Source organism: Micromonospora sp. WMMD967, assembly GCF_029626165.1.
Lineage (GTDB): Bacteria > Actinomycetota > Actinomycetes > Mycobacteriales > Micromonosporaceae > Micromonospora > Micromonospora taraxaci.
This window is the reverse complement of the sequence record NZ_JARUBK010000001.1, coordinates 573,235-589,842: the sequence shown is the minus strand read 5'-3', so window position 1 is coordinate 589,842 and position 16,608 is coordinate 573,235. Positions and strand designations below refer to the sequence as shown.

13 protein-coding genes and 1 riboswitch are annotated in these 16,608 nt (G+C 71.7%); of the genes, 9 read left to right on the top strand and 4 right to left on the bottom strand.

Annotation, left to right across the window (positions count from 1 at the left end; translation table 11 throughout):
- Window positions 1-9: 9 nt before the first annotated feature.
- From O7631_RS02825 to paaN, 4 genes are all read left to right on the top strand, one after another.
- The gene (locus O7631_RS02825; protein ID WP_278142881.1) at window positions 10-978 is read left to right on the top strand and encodes a DMT family transporter; all 969 of its coding nucleotides are present in this window, start codon (window positions 10-12) and stop codon (window positions 976-978) included.
- A gap of 68 nt (window positions 979-1,046) precedes the next feature.
- Window positions 1,047-1,182: riboswitch (SAM riboswitch) on the top strand.
- A gap of 10 nt (window positions 1,183-1,192) precedes the next feature.
- Window positions 1,193-2,479 (top strand): threonine synthase, encoded by a 1,287-nt coding sequence (gene thrC, locus O7631_RS02820; RefSeq protein WP_278142879.1) that lies wholly within the window; start codon window positions 1,193-1,195, stop codon window positions 2,477-2,479.
- A 266-nt stretch (window positions 2,480-2,745) separates the two neighbouring features.
- Entirely contained in the window at window positions 2,746-3,765 is a 1,020-nt protein-coding gene (locus O7631_RS02815; RefSeq protein ID WP_278142878.1) for a GNAT family N-acetyltransferase, read from the top strand.
- Window positions 3,766-3,815: 50 nt separating this feature from the next.
- Window positions 3,816-5,489 carry a phenylacetic acid degradation protein PaaN gene (gene paaN, locus O7631_RS02810; RefSeq protein WP_278142877.1) on the top strand — a complete coding sequence of 558 codons (1,674 nt, stop codon included), beginning with the start codon at window positions 3,816-3,818 and terminating at the stop codon, window positions 5,487-5,489.
- A 107-nt stretch (window positions 5,490-5,596) separates the two neighbouring features.
- Here the strand turns inward: paaN and O7631_RS02805 are convergent, their stop codons facing one another.
- On the bottom strand, window positions 5,597-6,130 hold the full coding sequence (locus O7631_RS02805) for a GNAT family N-acetyltransferase (protein ID WP_278142876.1): 534 nt from the start codon (window positions 6,128-6,130) through the stop codon (window positions 5,597-5,599).
- Between the two features lie 311 nt (window positions 6,131-6,441).
- On the opposite strand from O7631_RS02805, the gene O7631_RS02800 reads away from it, so the two are divergent.
- From O7631_RS02800 to groL, 3 genes are all read left to right on the top strand, one after another.
- Entirely contained in the window at window positions 6,442-6,645 is a 204-nt protein-coding gene (locus tag O7631_RS02800) for a cold-shock protein (protein ID WP_088991357.1), read from the top strand.
- Window positions 6,646-7,019: 374 nt separating this feature from the next.
- Window positions 7,020-7,970: a hypothetical protein gene (locus O7631_RS02795; RefSeq protein WP_278142875.1), complete on the top strand. Its 951-nt coding sequence runs from the start codon at window positions 7,020-7,022 to the stop codon at window positions 7,968-7,970.
- A 272-nt stretch (window positions 7,971-8,242) separates the two neighbouring features.
- A complete protein-coding gene (groL, locus tag O7631_RS02790) occupies window positions 8,243-9,865 on the top strand; it encodes a chaperonin GroEL (protein WP_145778699.1) in 1,623 nt (540 codons plus the stop codon).
- 58 nt (window positions 9,866-9,923) lie between these two features.
- Here the strand turns inward: groL and O7631_RS02785 are convergent, their stop codons facing one another.
- From O7631_RS02785 to O7631_RS02775, 3 genes are all read right to left on the bottom strand, one after another.
- Entirely contained in the window at window positions 9,924-10,172 is a 249-nt protein-coding gene (locus O7631_RS02785; protein ID WP_278142874.1) for a hypothetical protein, read from the bottom strand.
- 79 nt (window positions 10,173-10,251) lie between these two features.
- Window positions 10,252-11,184, bottom strand: coding sequence for a GNAT family N-acetyltransferase (locus O7631_RS02780; RefSeq protein WP_278142873.1), 933 nt, complete (start codon window positions 11,182-11,184; stop codon window positions 10,252-10,254).
- A gap of 16 nt (window positions 11,185-11,200) precedes the next feature.
- Window positions 11,201-13,834 (bottom strand): S8 family serine peptidase, encoded by a 2,634-nt coding sequence (locus O7631_RS02775; RefSeq protein ID WP_278142872.1) that lies wholly within the window; start codon window positions 13,832-13,834, stop codon window positions 11,201-11,203.
- Window positions 13,835-14,115: 281 nt separating this feature from the next.
- Between O7631_RS02775 and O7631_RS02770 the strand changes: the two genes are divergently transcribed.
- Together O7631_RS02770 and O7631_RS02765 are read left to right on the top strand one after the other, a co-directional pair.
- Window positions 14,116-15,945, top strand: a complete 1,830-nt coding sequence (locus tag O7631_RS02770) for a glycerol-3-phosphate dehydrogenase/oxidase (protein ID WP_278142871.1) — start codon at window positions 14,116-14,118, stop codon at window positions 15,943-15,945.
- Between the two features lie 88 nt (window positions 15,946-16,033).
- Window positions 16,034-16,570: a hypothetical protein gene (locus tag O7631_RS02765; protein ID WP_278142870.1), complete on the top strand. Its 537-nt coding sequence runs from the start codon at window positions 16,034-16,036 to the stop codon at window positions 16,568-16,570.
- Window positions 16,571-16,608 lie beyond the last annotated feature (38 nt).

The following is a 16,608-nucleotide window of genomic DNA, read 5'->3' as shown; positions in this document are numbered from 1 at the left end:
GAGCTGCCGATGCGATCCCGCGCCGCCGCTTACCCGCTGATCGCCGTCCTCGGCTGGGGGGTGATGTTCCCGGTTCTGGCCAGCGCGTTGCACCGGGTCGACCCGCTCAACCTGACCACCGCCCGTTACCTCCTCGCCGCCCTCGTCCTGGTCGCCATCCTGCTGCTCCGCGAGGGTTCCGACGCGCTGCGGCCAGGTGCCCGGACAGCCGAGGTGGTGGTGCTCGGAGTGGTCGGCTTCGCCGGCTTCAACGTGCTCACCAACCTGGCGCTCGAACACGCCGCCCCGCAGCAGGTGTCGCTCTTCGTGGCCACCACCCCGGTGATCACCCAACTGGTCCGGTGGGCCCGGGACGGCGTACGCCCGAAGCCGCTCCTGCTGGGCCTCTCCCTGGTGGCGCTCCTCGGCGTCGGCCTGGTGATCACCCGCGGCAGCCTGGCCGGGCTCGGTCAGTTCGGTGTCGGCGGTCTGATGATGATCGGCGCGGTGCTCGGTTGGGGCATCTACACGCACGGCGCCAGCCGCTTCGGCGGGTGGTCTCCACTGCGCTTCACCACGCTGACCGCGCTCGCCGGCACCGCTGCCATGCTGGCCGCGAGCATCGGCGCGGACGCCGTCGGCTGGCAGCACGCGCCGGCCGCCGCCGACCTCGTGGCGGTCACCCCACAGTTGGCGTACGCCGTGATCGTGGGAGCTGTCATCGCGGTACTGGCCTGGAACACCGGAGTGCAGCGGCTCGGCGCCGCCAACGCCGCGCTGTTCATGAACCTGGTCCCGGTGACCACGTTCGCGGTGCAGATCGCCCGCGGCTACCGCCCGGAGCCGGTCGAACTGGTCGGTGCCGCCGTCACCATCGCCGCGCTGGTCGCCGCGAACCTGGCCAACCGCCCCCGGAACCGGACCTTGTCGCTGCCCGGCGCGAGCGCGGTCACGGACCCGATCGCGGTTACCGACCGCGTGGCGGTCAGCGCCCGCTGACCCACTACCTGGGATCAGCGGTAGCTACTGCCGACAGCGTTGTCCTAGACTCGACGGCACAACTGCATACCTCATCCAGAGGGGCTGAGGGATACGGCCCGACGACGCCCCGGCAACCACCCCGCGCGCTCACCGCTGAGCGACAGGCGGGGCAGGTGCCAATTCCGTCCCCGCCGCACCGTGCGATGCGGGGAAAGATGAGAGGAATCTCGACATGACGTCGACGCTCGTCGCCTCCGGCATCGACACCTCCGCCAGTCCCGCCCGCGCCCTGGTCTGCCGTGCCTGTTCGGCGCGCTACCCGCTCGTGGCCCAGCACGCCTGTTACGAGTGTTTCGGCCCGCTGGAGGTCGACTACGACACCGCCGCGCTGGCGACGGTCACCCGGGAGCAGATCGAGGCCGGGCCGAAGAACATCTGGCGGTACGCCGCACTGCTCCCCGCCGGTCAGGACCCGAGCACCCGGGTCACCCTCGACCCGGGGCTGACCCCGCTGGTGGCGGCCCCGCACCTCGCCGCCGAACTGGGCATCACCGCGCCGCTCTGGGTCAAGGACGACAGCGCCAACCCCACCCACTCCTTCAAGGACCGGGTCGTCTCGGTGGCTCTCACCGCAGCGAGGGCACTCGGCTTCACCCGGTTCGCCTGCGCGTCGACCGGCAACCTGGCCAACTCGGTGGCCGCGCACGGCGCCCGCGCCGGAGTGCCCTCCGTCGTCTTCATCCCCAGCGACCTGGAACAGGGCAAGGTGATCACCACCGCCGTCTACGGCGGCGAGCTGGTCGCGATCGACGGCTCGTACGACGACGTCAACCGGCTCTGCGGCGAACTGGTGGAGACCGACGAGTTCGAGGACACCGCGTTCGTCAACGTCAACGTCCGGCCGTACTACGCGGAGGGCTCCAAGACTCTCGGCTACGAGGTTGCCGAGCAGCTCGGGTGGAGGATCCCCGCGCAGGTGGTCATCCCCATGGCCAGCGGCGAACTGCTCACCAAGATTGACAAGGCGTTCACCGAGTTGGTGGAGATCGGCCTGGTCGAGGCGCCGGCAGGCGGGTGGAAGGTCTTCGGCGCCCAGTCGGCCGGTTGCAACCCGATCGCCGTCGCCCTGCACGGCGACGCCGACTCGATCACCCCGGTCAAGCCCACCGGCATCGCCAAGTCGCTCAACATCGGCGACCCGGCCGCCGGTGTCTACGCCCTGGAGGCGGTCCGCCGCACCGGCGGTTGGATGGAGTACGTCGACGACGACGAGATCCGCGCGGGCATCCGTGATCTGGCCCGCACGACGGGTGTCTTCGCGGAGACCGCCGGCGGTGTGACGGTGGCGGTGCTGCGCAAGCTGGTCGAGTCCGGTCGGCTCGACCCGACCGCGGAGACCGTGGTGTTCAACACCGGCGAGGGCCTGAAGACCATTGACGCGGTGGCCGGTCAGGTCGGGCCGACCCACCACATCAAGCCCTCGCTGCGGGCGGCCCGCGACGCCGGTCTCCTCGGCTGATCCCGCATCGTCCAGACGGAGCCAGGGCGATCCGCCGGGTAACTGGGTTTTCGCTGTGAGTATGGAAAACCCGCCGCTACGGACTTGACGGCAGGAACCGGACGGCGCAAGATGCTCCGTGCGGGAGGGCATTTCGCCGAAGACTTTTGAAGTTCTTACGACCCAACGCCGGAGGCGTTGTGCGAGTGTCCCTTCCGACCACGTTCGATCGGGCCAGCGAGTAATTCGCTGGCCCGATCGCTTTTCCGGGGTGCACGCTCAGCGGCATGAGCATCACCCTCACGTCGTTCGACGGTGCCGACCGGGGTGCGGTCGACGAGGCGTACCGGATCGGGGCGGCGGCCAACGACGTCGACCTGCCCGACTTCCCGCCCTTCTGCCGGCGACGCTTCGACGCGCTGCTCCACACGCCGATGCCCGGCACCCGGTCGCTCTGGGCGCTGGCCCGACTCGACGGTGTGCCAGCCGGATACCTCCAGCTCGACCTGCCCCAGTTGGACAACACCGACAACTCCACGGCCGAGCTGGTGGTGCACCCCGACCTGCGGCGGCGGGGCGTCGGCCGGGCTCTGCACGAGCACGCGGTGCGTCTGCTCCGCGAGCACGGGCGCAAGAGGGTCGTCGCGATGGCCGTCTCCGCGCTGCCCGGCGGGCCGGCGCGGTCGGCGGCTGGTGACGCCTTCGCCGCCGCCGCCGGCGCCACGTCTGCGTTGGCGGAGGTGCGTCGCCGGCTCGACGTCGGCGGGATCGACCGGGTCGCGTTGCGCGCGGCGCTGGCCGAGGCCCGACCCCGAGCCGAGGGCTACCACTCGGTCTGCTGGCAGGGAGCCACCCCGCAGGAGTACGTAGCGGACATCGCCTACCTGGACGGCCGGCTGCTCATGGACGCTCCCATGGGCGACGTGCAGTGGGAGCCGGAGCAGGTGGACGCCGACCGCATCCGTGGCAACGAGCGCGCCCTGGACGCCAGGGGGCGGCGGCGCTACCACCTCGGGATGCGACACGAGGCGTCCGGTCGGCTGGTCGCCTGGACCCTGCTGGACGTCGGTGCCTCCGCCGACTGGCACGCGTTCCAGCAGATCACCATCGTCGACCCGGCCCACCGTGGGCACCGGCTCGGCCTCATCGCCAAGGCCGAGAACCTGCACCATCTGCTCACCCACGAACCGGCGGTCCGCGTGATCGACACCTGGAACGCGGCGAGCAACAGCTACATGGTGGCGATCAACGAGCAGCTCGGCTTCCGCCCGGTGGACGCCTGGACCGACTGGCAGCTCACCCTCTGACGGGTATCGGCGCTACTGCTCGCGGAGGTGTGTCATGCATGATGGCGGGCATGACGGAGACCCCGCATCCCCTGTACGAGAGGCACGCCGACACCCTCAACCGTGCGCTGACCGCGATCACGGAGCGGGGCTACTGGTCCGCCTATCCCGAATCTCCCAGCCCCCGGGTGTACGGCGAGACCGCCGCCGCCGACGGCAAGGCCGCCTTCGAGGCGTACCTCGGTGGTGATTTTCCGCTCGACCAGCCCGGCACCGGCGGGCGGGTCGCCACCGAGACGAGTCCGTTCGGGGTGGAGTTGGCGGTTCGGTACCCGCACGCCGGCCCCGGCGAGCTGGTGAGCGCCGCCTCCGCCGCGCTGCCCGCGTGGCGCGATGCCGGCCCGCAGGCCCGGGTGGGTGTCTGCCTGGAGATCCTCGACCGGCTGCACAAGCACATCTTCGAGCTGGCCAACGCGGTGCAGTTCACCAGCGGGCAGGCGTTCGTGATGGCCTTCCAGGCCGGCGGCGCGCACGCGCTGGATCGTGCCCTGGAGGCGCTGGCGTACGCGTACGCCGAGATGACCCGGCACCCGGGCACCGCCGGTTGGGAGAAGTCCGCGGGCAAGGGCGACCCGCTGCGGATGACCAAGACGTTCCACGTGGTGCCGCGTGGGGTGGCGCTGGTGATCGGCTGCAACACCTTCCCGACCTGGAACTCGTACCCGGGGCTGTTCGCCTCGCTGGTCACCGGCAACCCGGTGATCGTCAAGCCGCACCCGCGCGCGGTGCTGCCGCTCGCCATCACTGTGAAGTACGCCCGGGAGGTGCTCGCCGAGGCCGGCTTCGACCCGAACCTGGTCATGCTGGCGGCCGAGGCCCCCGGTGAGAAGCTCGCCAGCGACCTGGCCCTGCACCAGGCCGTCAAGATCGTCGACTTCACCGGTTCCACCGAGTACGGCGACTGGTTGGAGACGCACGCCCGGCAGGCGTCGGTCTACACCGAGAAGGCCGGTCTGAACACCGTCGTCATCGACTCCACCGACGACTTCGCCGGCATGTGCCGCAACCTCGGTTTCACGCTGACCCTCTACAGCGGTCAGATGTGCACCACTTCGCAGAACATCCTCATCCCGGCCGGCGGCATCGAGACCGACCAGGGGCACAAGAGCTTCGACGAGGTTGCCGGCGGTATCGCCGCCGCGGTCGGCAAGCTCACCGCCGACCCGGCCCGGGGTGTGGAGCTGACCGGCGCCATCGTCAACGACGGGGTGTTGGAGCGGCTGGCCGAGGTCACCAAGGTCGGCGAGCCGGTGTTGGAGTCGCGGACCGTAGACCACCCGGCGTACGCCGACGCGGTGGTGCGTACCCCGACGATCGTGAAGCTGGCCGCGGACGACACGGAGACGTACGGCCGGGAGTGGTTCGGGCCCATCTCGTTCGCCATCGCGACCGACTCGACGGCGCACAGCCTGGAGTTGCTGCGTCGCACGGTCGGCGAGAAGGGCGCGCTCACCGCCGGGGTCTACTCCACCGACGAGTCGGTGCTGGACGCCACCGAGGCGGTCGCGGTCGAGGTGGGGGTGCACCTGTCCTGCAACCTCACCGGCGGTGTCTTCGTGAACCAGTCGGCGGCGTTCTCCGACTTCCACGGCAGTGGTGCCAACGCGGCGGCCAACGCGGCCCTGACCGATGGCGCGTACGTGGCGAACCGTTTCCGGACCGTCCAGTCCCGACGCCCGGCCTGACGCTCAACGGCCGAAGTGATCAAGAGGTTTGCGTCAGCGCGAGGGCGATTCCTGACGCAAACCTCTTGATCACCGGTCGCTGGCGGGAGGGCCCGAAGGGCCGGGGGTCAGGCTGCGCGGCGCATTTGGAGCTCCGTCATCGCGGGGATGTTGGGGTGGGGGACTCGTACGCCGGTGTCCTCGAAACCGAGCCGTTGGTAGGCGCGGTAGGCGCGGTCGTTGCCCACCACGACCTCCAGCAGCAACTCCGGTCGGCCGCAGGACCGCGACCAGGCGGCCACACCGTCGATCAGCTCGCGGAGCAGGCCGCTGCCCCGCCAGGTCGGCGTGACGTACACGGCGTAGATCACGGTCAGCCCCGCCTCGGCCGGAGCGATGGTGCCGCCGGCGTGCCCGACCAGCCGTCCACGGCCCGGGTCCGCGACGAACTGCGCGTTGTTCGGGCCGGCGGAGGTGTACGCGACCCGCGCGGCGTACTCGGCGTGGGATCGGGCCGCCGCGTCCGCGATCGTCTCCAGGAAGGCCAACGGCGCGTCGGCGAGCATCTCCAGGCGCAGCGCCCGCATCCGGGCGGCGTCCATCGGCCGAACCCGGCGGATCTCCGCCTGCCGCAGGCCGGGCGAACCGGTGTCGATGGTCATGTCCGCATGCCTACCACAGGGGCGGACCCGGTTTCCGGTCCGCCTCTTCCGCCGGCGGTATCCCATGCGCCCTGACCGGGATCCACCATCCTGGATCCCGGTGGATCGGAAAACCGGTCCGCCGACATGATCCAGCCGCACTGAAATATGCCCGATTTGTGGTCGTGCACGGCTGTCACTCCTCGTGTAGCGTGCGATTTCGGTCACCGCTTTCAATGGCCGTCATCGATTGCTGAGGCGGTGCTCCGATGGCGTCCGGCTGTGCCGTGCGCCGGGCAGGCAACGCCGCGCAGAGTGAGGGAAGTGGCACCGTGGCACAGGGTTCCGTGAAGTGGTTCAACGCCGAAAAGGGTTACGGCTTCATCGCCGTCGACGGCGGTCAGGACGTGTTCGTCCACTTCTCCGCGATCGAGATGGACGGCTACAAGGCGTTGGAGGACGGCCAGCGGGTGGAGTTCGAGATCGCGCAGGGCCAGAAGGGTCCGCAGGCGGAACACGTACGCGTCATCGGCTGAATGTCGCGCACCCGCAGCCCCGCGCGTCGGGGCAGCGGCACGGGCGCGCAACCGGGAAGATCGTGAACCGTTCCAGCCGATGCTGAGGAGCGTTCATGACCGACCAGCCACCCTCGTCCATCCCACCCTCCGGGCCGGCTGAGCCGGGCCCGTCCGACCCGACCCAGAGCCAACCCGGCCCTGCCGGTCCGCCGCCAGCTGGGGAGCCAGGCGTGCCGCCGGGCAGTCCTCCTCCGGGGTCGGACCCGGCGCAGGGTGCCTGGGGTGCGGGCGGGCCGGGCCCGGATCCCGCGCAGGCTTCCTGGGCTGCGGGCGGTCCCCCGCCGGGTGCGGATCCGGGGCAGGGCGCCTGGGGTCCGCCCCCGCAGGGCTGGGTGTTTCCGCCCACCGGGGGCTACCCACCCGGGGCCGGTCCCTACGGCGGGCAGCAGTGGCAGCCTGGGCCGCCGGTCGGGTGGTACCCGCCCGGTTACGGCTTCGACCCGAACGATCCCCTGGTCACCCCGCCCGGTTTCGGCATCGGTGGCTGGTTCAACAGGTGCGGGGGAGCCCTGCGCCGGGGCTGGCGGCAGTTGGTGCCCATCATGCTGCTCACCCAGGTGTTGCCCGCGGCGGTGCTGTCGGTGATCTCTCTCGGGTTGGACCCGTCGGCCACCTGGGCTGCCGAGGTCGAGACGAGTTCGACAGCGGCGCTGCCGGACAACTTCGTCGCGGAGCTGGCGGGTCTCCTGGCCGTGCTGGTCGGCGGGAGTCTGGTGATCGGCCTGGTGCAGGCCGTCGGGTGGGCCGCCGGCAGCTGGGTGATCACCCGGCAGGCCATCGGTCAGCCGGCCGGCCTCGACTCCGCGCTGCGCTACGGCCTCCGTCGGGCGCTCGGGCTGTGGGGCTGGACCCTGCTGGTCAGTCTGCTCATCGGCATCGGAGTCTGCTTCTGCGTCCTACCGGGCATCTACCTGGCGTTCGCGCTGAGCATGGCCGGCCCGGTCTACCTCTTCGAGCGCCACAACCCGATCGGCCGATCCTTCCGGATGTTCCACGACCGGCTCGGCCTGCTGCTCGGTCGGGTGGCGCTGGTGGCCCTCGCGGTGATCGTCGTCAGTTTCGTCGCCAGCGCCCTGGAGGGGGTCGCCACCTCCGGCTTCGGTCCGGATCCCTTCGCCTCGGCGGGCACCGCGATCGGCGCGGTGGTGGTGATCGGAGTCACCGCGGTGCTGGCCCTGCCGGCCCACCTCGCCCAGTTGATCGGTCTGCTGCTGACGTACACCGAGCAGCGCGCCCATGAGGCGCCGGTGAACGCTGCCGGACTGGCCACGGAACTCGGCTGAGCGGCCTCATCGTGCTTGCACTCGGCAGGGGAGAGTGCTAAACAAGTCATTGGCACTCGCATACCGTGAGTGCCAATGGTCGGGACGGTGGGGCCAGGTTGCACCGGCGTGGAGACGCCGGGGCGGCACATGGCCGGTCGTCGCGGGCTATCCGGCCCGGCCGAAGGACGTCGTCGTCGCCAGGTGGCGACGTCCCAAGGTGCGTACACCAGGCGGCCCATCCGAGGCACACATCTCGGGTGGCCCGTGAGTGTCCAGGAGGACAACGCCGTATGGCCAAGATGATCGCGTTCGACGAAGAGGCGCGCCGCGGCCTCGAGCGGGGCATGAACCAGCTCGCCGACGCCGTAAAGGTGACCCTCGGCCCCAAGGGCCGCAACGTCGTGCTCGAGAAGAAGTGGGGTGCCCCCACCATCACCAACGATGGTGTGAGCATCGCCAAGGAGATCGAGCTCGAGGACCCGTACGAGAAGATCGGCGCTGAGCTGGTCAAGGAGGTCGCCAAGAAGACCGACGACGTTGCCGGTGACGGCACGACGACGGCGACCGTCCTGGCCCAGGCCCTGGTTCGCGAGGGCCTGCGCAACGTGGCCGCCGGCGCCAACCCGATGGCCCTGAAGCGGGGCATCGAGGCCGCGGTCGCGAGCGTCTCGGAGGAGCTGTCCAAGCTCGCCAAGGACGTCGAGACCAAGGAGCAGATCGCCTCCACCGCCTCCATCTCCGCTGGCGACAGCACCGTCGGCGAGATCATCGCCGAGGCGATGGACAAGGTCGGCAAGGAAGGCGTCATCACGGTCGAGGAGAGCAACACCTTCGGACTGGAGCTGGAGCTCACCGAGGGTATGCGCTTCGACAAGGGCTACATCTCGGCCTACTTCATGACCGACCCGGAGCGTATGGAGGCCGTCTTCGACGACCCGTACATCCTGATCGCCAACAGCAAGATCTCGTCGGTGAAGGACCTGCTCCCGATCCTGGAGAAGGTCATGCAGTCGGGCAAGCCGCTGCTGATCATCGCCGAGGACCTGGAGGGCGAGGCTCTCGCCACCCTGGTGGTCAACAAGGTCCGTGGCACCTTCAAGTCGGTCGCCGTCAAGGCGCCGGGCTTCGGTGACCGCCGCAAGGCCATGCTGACCGACATCGCCATCCTCGCCGGTGGCCAGGTCATCAGCGAGGAGGTCGGCCTCAAGCTCGACGCCGCCAGCCTCGACATGCTGGGCCGCGCCCGCAAGGTCGTGGTGACCAAGGACGAGACCACCATCGTCGACGGTGCCGGTGACGCCGAGCAGATCCAGGGTCGGGTCAACCAGATCCGGGCCGAGATCGACAAGAGCGACTCCGACTACGACCGGGAGAAGCTGCAGGAGCGGCTGGCCAAGCTGGCCGGCGGCGTTGCGGTCATCAAGGTCGGCGCGGCCACCGAGGTCGAGCTCAAGGAGCGCAAGCACCGCATCGAGGACGCCGTTCGCAACGCGAAGGCCGCCGTCGAGGAGGGCATCGTCCCGGGTGGTGGCGTCGCGCTGGTCCAGGCCGGCAAGACCGCCTTCGACAAGCTCGACCTGGTCGGCGACGAGGCGACCGGTGCGAACATCGTCAAGGTCGCGCTGGACGCCCCGCTGCGGCAGATCGCCGTCAACGCCGGCCTCGAGGGCGGCGTCGTGGTGGAGAAGGTCCGTAACCTCGAGTCGGGTCACGGCCTCAACGCCGCCAACGGCGAGTACGTCGACCTGCTGGCCGCGGGCATCATCGACCCGGCCAAGGTGACGCGCTCCGCGCTGCAGAACGCCGCTTCCATCGCGGCGCTGTTCCTCACCACCGAGGCAGTTGTCGCGGACAAGCCGGAGAAGACCCCGGCTGCCCCGGCTGGCCCGGGTGGCGGGGACATGGACTTCTGAGTCCAGTTCCGACACACCGAACGGGGCGGGCCGCTGACGCGGTCCGCCCCGTTCGTCGTCAGGTCGGTAGGGGGCGCTGGTTGCGCCGTTTCTGCGTCCGGTCGTACGGCGGCAGCAGCTGGATCGGGGCGTCCACCATCTCGCGTGGCTCCTCGACCACCGGCGGCTCCCCGTCGGTGGTCATCTCGGCGAGTTGCTCGGCATCGCCGTAGTCGAGCCGGTCGAACGGCAGTTGGCCGGGGAGCTCGCCGACCGGTTTCCAGGTGATCGGCGGGCCGTCCTCGGTCTGGTCGTCATCCGTGGTCATGGCTGCCTCCTCTACCGAAACGGTAGGGGGCGTCGATGCCCCGATGCGGGCGAATGGATCCATGTCCCGTTTGACGTGTTTATTCCGTCAACGTCCGTCGGTACAGGAAGAAGACCCGCTCGATCCAGGCGCCCGCGCTGCCCGAGTAGAACGGCACCGGGCCCACCCAGCCGATCTGCGCCCGATCCAGCCCGGCCGCCTGCTGATCCCGGAGGCAGCGCCGCAGCAGCACTCCACCGATGCCCGAGCCCTCGGCCGCCGGCGCGGTGCCCATCGGCCCGAACCAGCTCGGCCGCGACGACCCGTACGCGGCGAAGCCGAGCACCTCGCCATCCCGCTCCGCCAGGTGGCAGCCGGCACCGTCACGACCCACGGACCCGGTCAACTCGCCGTCCCACGTACCGCCGAAGGTGGACCGGGCGAACGCGGTGAGCGCCGCCAAGTCCCTCGGCCCCGCCCGGCGTACTGTCACGCCCTGGTCGGCCAGCCGACGCTCCGCCGCCTCCGTGGACCGCAGTGCCGGCGACTCGTCGTACGACAGGTCGGCGGTCATGTTCCAGGCGGTCCGGTCCTGCTGGTAGCCCAGCGCGAGGGCGGCGCACACCGCCGGCGTGTAGCGGACGTCGATGCCCGGCCACGCGTAGTACGGCGGGTTCCCGGCCAGCAGCACCTCGGTCACACCGCGCTCGGCGAGCACCTGCTCGGCCCGGCGCAGCAACGAACGGCCGACGCCCCGGCGGCGGTGCTGCGGGAGGACCGCGACCAGGTCGACGTGCCCGATGCCCGGCTCGGACGACGACTCCGAGCAGATCAACGCCCCGACCAAGTCCGCACCCCGGTACGCGCCCAGCCCCACCACCCGCCGGTCGCGGGCGGCCCGAGGCCAGAGCACGTCCACGACGGGTGCCGCCTCGGCGGCGTCCTCGGGCAGGTCGAGAGCCTGCTCGCAGAGCCGCACCACGGCGGGGATCAGGTCGGCGCTCAGCTCGGTGACGGTGATCTCGGCGTCCATGGTCGCCGACCCTAGATCACCGGGTATTGGGTCGCACCCCCGCGGCGGCGCTGACCGCGGCGAACGCGTCGACCTGGCCGGCGCCGGTGACGTTCGACGGAGTGCCGCAGTCGTCGGACGGGTTGCGGGAGCGGTACGTCGGCGTGGCCGCCGTGGCGGTGTCCCGCAGGATCTGCCGGGTCCGGGACAGGTCGCCGACCAGAGCCGGGTTCGCCGACCACATCAGTGCGACCACCCCCGCCACCTGCGGGGTCGCCATCGAGGTGCCGTCCAGCGCCGCGTACGTGCCACCCGGCATGGCCGACACCACACCCACACCCGGTGCCAGCACGTCCGGCTTACCCACGCCCGGAACCGGCCCCCGCGAGGAGAACTCGGCGACCCGTCCCTGCGGGTCCACCGCGCCCACGGTCAGCACGTCGGGGAACGGGGCCGGCGGGTCGTCGATCGACGCGCACCACGGGCCGGTGTTGCCGGCCGCGGCGACCACGAAGATCCCGGCGGCGTCCAGCGCCGCGGTGGCCGGTCGCAGCACACGCCGGTCGCACCCCTCGATGGGTGGGCAGCCCCAGGAGTTCGTCAGCACCTGCGGCGCGCGCTCCGGGCGGCCGTCCGTGAACGGGTCACCACCGGTCGGGAAGGGTGCCAGCATGAACTGGAGGCAGTCCAGGTAGTGCCCGGGGCTGCCGAGGTTGCGGTCCAGGTTGACGCAGCCCACCCACTGCGCGTCCGGGGCCACCCCGATGCCGTCCCGCCCGACCGCGCTGCCGACCGTGTGGGTGCCGTGCCCGCCCTGGTCGGTGGGGCTGCGGGTGCCGTCCCACGGGTCGTACCAGGAGTCGTCGCCACCGCGGAACTGCGCTCGCAGCGCCGGGTGGGTGCCGTCCACCCCCGAGTCGGAGCTGCCGACCACGATGCCCGACCCGGTCACCCCGAGCTGGGACCAGACCTTGTCGGCACCGATCTGGCTGATGTTCCACTCCGGACCGGTGGGCTTGGGCGCGGTGCCCCGGCTCTGCCCGGCCGGGGCCGGCAGTGGGCGGAGGCGTTGGCTGACCAGCACCCGGTCCACCTCCGGCCGGCGGGCGAGCCACGCGCGCACCGCCGGGCCGCCGTCCACCTCGACGGCGTTCACAAGGTAGTACGACACCGGGTCGAGTCGGAGTCGGTTCAGCTCCCGGACCAGGTCGGCCTGGCTCTGCTCGGCGGTCGCCACCAGCCGCCGGTAGACCTCCGTCGCCCGGGCGTCCCGCCCGGCCCGACCCGCCGCGCCGGTCGGCAGACCGGTCAGGTCCGCCTGCGCGCGTAGCACCACGAGCAGGCGCTCGCCGTAGAGGCCGGGCTGGCCGGGGCCGAGGTCGACCACGCCGAACGCCACCACCAGCACCACGGCGGCCACCGCGGCGACCCGACGGTTCGGGGTACGCGCCGACCGCCGGGCGAGCAGCACCGCGTACCCGATGGCCACCAGGACGGCGACGACGAGCCCGGCGCCGGTGGCGGCCGCCACCCAGAACGGAACGTCCCGGGTACCGATCAGCAGCAGGCTGATCTCTTCCGGGTCGGTGAAGGCGAGCGGGCCGAGCGCGGTCAGGCCCACGAGCCAACCGGTCGCCGTCCGGCCGGCGCGTGCGGCGTCGACCGGGTCGACAGTGGGCCGCCAGGCCGCAGCCCACAGAGCGGCCAGTGCGAAACCCACCGGCGGCAGGGTCCACAACGCGGGCAACTGCGCGCCGGACTGACCGGTGCCGGCCGCGAGCAGCAGCAGCGTCACCCCGGCGACCAGCCCTCCGACCAGCACCAACCGGCCCGGGCGAGGTGGTCGGCCGACCGCGAACCGGGACCAGAACGCGGCGTCCAACAGGGTCGCGGCCAACACTCCGAGCGCGGCGGACGCCAGCAGCGCGAGCAACGTCTCCAGGAGCCCGCCGAGCGCACCCAGCCAGGCCCACGGCAGCAGCGTCGCCAACCCGGCCGCGACCGCGAGCAGCGGCACCGGCCCGGGTCGGCGTGCACGCCCGGCCGGCTCTGCCCCGACCTCGGCCTCGGTCCGCGCGGTGTCGTGGGCTTGGGTCCGCGCGGTGTCGTGGGCTTCGGCCTGCGCGGTGTCGGTCCCGGTCCGCGCGGTGTCGTGGGCTTGGGTCCGCGCGGTGTCGTCGGCCTCGGTCCGTGTGGCCTCGCTGTTGTCGGTGGGTGCCGTGCCGCTGACCGCTTCGGCTGGTCCCTGGTACGCCTGCCGGCCTGTCGACCGGCGAACGACGAGCGCGGTGAGCGTGGCCACGGCGGCCAGCGCGGCGAGGTACGCCTCGTGGTGCACCGGCGGCACGACCCGCAGCGCGGTGAGCACCCCCAGTGCGACGGCCCCGACGAACCAGACCCGCCCGATGGCCCGGACCGTTGTCGACCGGGGCACGACGGCCAGTAGCAGGGCGGGCGTGCCCACCAGCACGACGGCGGCCAGGCCGAGGACCGGCCAGAGCCAGCCGACCCGATCCCGTCCGAAGCCGAGCAACACCTGGTCGGTGACCCAGCCGCCGGACTGGACGGCCACGGTGACGGCGACGGTCCAACAGCCGACGAACACTGCCGCCACCGCGGGCCAGGGGGAGCTGCGGCGGTTGAGTCCGGGGTACGAAGGCTGACCGTGCATCCGAGAACCTTACGACCACGACGAAGGGTTTCGACCCGACCGCCGGTTCGTGGGGTACCAGAGCCGTGCAGATCTTGGACAGTTTCCGTCAGCCGCGGACGGAAACTGTCCAAGATCTCCGGTCGGGCGGCCTGCCACGAAGGCGGACGGGTTGATCATGGGCAGGCTCGGGGCGGGGCGGGGCGCGGCGGGGCGCGGCGGCGGGAGGCGTCGGGGCGGCCGGGCGCGCTTCGGGTCGGGCGACGAATGTCGACAGGCTGGCACGGGGTTACCGTGGACGGGTGCGTGACCCGAATGTCTCCCGATCCGTCGCCGGCCAGCTGTCGCCGGTCCGCCGTGCGTCCGACCTGCGTCGACTGCGCGCCGAGCGCTTCGACGTGCTGGTCATCGGGGGCGGGGTGACCGGTGCCGGCGCGGCCCTGGACGCTGCGTCCCGGGGCCTCAAGGTGGCCCTCGTCGAGGCGCGCGACCTCGCCGCCGGCACCTCCAGCCGGTCCAGCAAACTCATCCACGGCGGCCTGCGCTACCTGGAGCAGTTGGAGTTCCACCTGGTGCACGAGGCTCTCACCGAGCGCGGCCTGCTCGCCACCCGGCTCGCGCCGCACCTGGTGCGTCCCGTGCCGTTCCTGGTGCCGCTGCCGGCCGGGCGGGGCCTGCGCGACCTGCCGGCCCGGATCTTCCGCCGCTCGTACTACGGCGCGGGCGTGGCCACCTACGACGCCTTCGCCGGACTCTTCGGCGGCGGCCGGGGGATGCCGCTGCACCGGCACCTGACCCGGGAGGGCGCCCGCCGGATCTTCCCGAGTCTGCGGGCCGACGCGCTGGCCGGGGCGATCCGCTACTACGACGGGCAGGTCGACGACGCCCGCCTGGTGGTCACCCTGGCCCGCACCGCGGCCAGCCTCGGCGCGACAGTGGTGAGCAGCGCCCGTGCCGTCGGGCTGATCCGGCAGGCGCGTGAGGTGACAGGTGTGCGCGTACGCGACCTGGAGGCGCCGGCCGGCTCACCGGACGCGGAGTTCGAGGTGCACGCCCGCACGGTCATCGCCGCCACCGGCGTGTGGAGCGACGACATGTCCCGGATGCTCAACGACGTGGGCCTGCGGCCCGGCATCCGGGTGCGCGCGTCCAAGGGGGTGCACCTGGTGGTGCCCCGGTCGGCGATCACCGGTGAGACGGGGCTCATCCTGCGTACGGCGAAGTCGGTGCTCTTCGTCATCCCGTGGGGCGGGCACTGGATCATCGGCACCACGGACACCGACTGGCGGCTGGACCGGTCCCACCCGGCGGCCTCCGCGAGCGACATCGACTACCTCCTCGAACAGGTCAACACCGTGCTGGACCGTCCGTTGACCACCGCCGACATCGAGGGCGTCTACGCGGGGCTGCGGCCGCTGCTGGCCGGCGAGGCCGACTCGACCTCGAAGCTCTCCCGCGAGCACGCGGTCTTCGAGCCGATGCTCGGGTTGCTGCTGGTCGCCGGTGGCAAGTACACGACGTACCGGGTGATGGCCTCCGACGTGGTCGACCGTGCGGCCCGCAGGCTCGGTGGGACCCGCCCGTCCCGTACCGCCGACCTGCCGCTGCTGGGCGCCGACGGGTACCCGGCGATGTGGCGGGACCGGGCCGACCTGGCTCGCCGGCACGGCGTGCCGGTGGGTGTGGTGGAGCACCTGCTGGAGCGGTACGGCAGCCTCACCCTGGACCTGCTGGCGCTTGTCGACGCCGATCCGCTGCTCGCGTCTCCGCTGGCGGGTGCTCCGGAGTATCTGGCGGCCGAGGTCGCGTACGCGGCGCGGGCCGAGGGTGCGCTGCACCTGGAGGACGTGCTGACCCGACGGACGCGGATCTCGTTCGAGACCAGTCATCGGGGGTTGGAGTCGGCGGAGCACGCCGCCGAGCTGATGGGCGCGGTGCTCGGGTGGGACGCGGCGACCCGGGCCCGCGAGGTGGAGCACTACCGCGTCCGGGTGGAGGCGGAGCGGCAGTCTCAGCTGATGCCGGACGACGCGGCGGCGGACGCGGCCCGGCTCGGTGCTCCGGACGTTCGGGGTTACGCGGCCGACCGGGGCGACGACGACCAGGCGGAGCTGCGATCGTCCGCTCGATGACGAATTGCGACGTTACCAATGGGTAACCATCGATACCGACCCGGATGGTGGTTTCGAACGCTACCTACGGTGGGGTAGGTTTCCGCGCGTGCTACCCCGCGCGCGCCCTCGTCTGCTCTCACTCCTCCTCGCCGTCGCGCTCGCCGGTGCCCTGACCGGGTGCTCGCTGTTCGACGGCGACGAGCCAGGTAAAACCGTCGCGCAACCGACCTCAGCCGTGGCGGGAGGTGGGTCGCAACTGGAGATACCCGCCACCGTCGCCGCAGGTCAGGTCAGCCTGATCCAACGGCTCGGCGAGGACGGCCCACTGCGCACCCTGAGCGTCGAGCGCAACGGCGCGTGGCAGTGCCTCGACTGCGCCGGCGACGGGGTGACCTCCCGGGGCACGCTCGCCCCGGAGTTGACCGAACGGCTCCAGGTGCTGCTCGCCAACCCGGCGCTCGCCGACGAGACCGACCAGGCCCGGCGCTACCGCACCACCTGCATCGACGCGCTGACCTCCAGCCTCATCACCTCGGCCGGGCTGATCACCTCGCAGGACTGCCCGGGGGAGGAGCGCACACCTGTCGCCGGCGAGATCCTGCTGCTGCTCACCCAGGCGACGCCGGCCGAGGTCAAGGGCTGACCCCAGCCGGCCTCAGGGGCTGACGCCGGCCGGCCTCA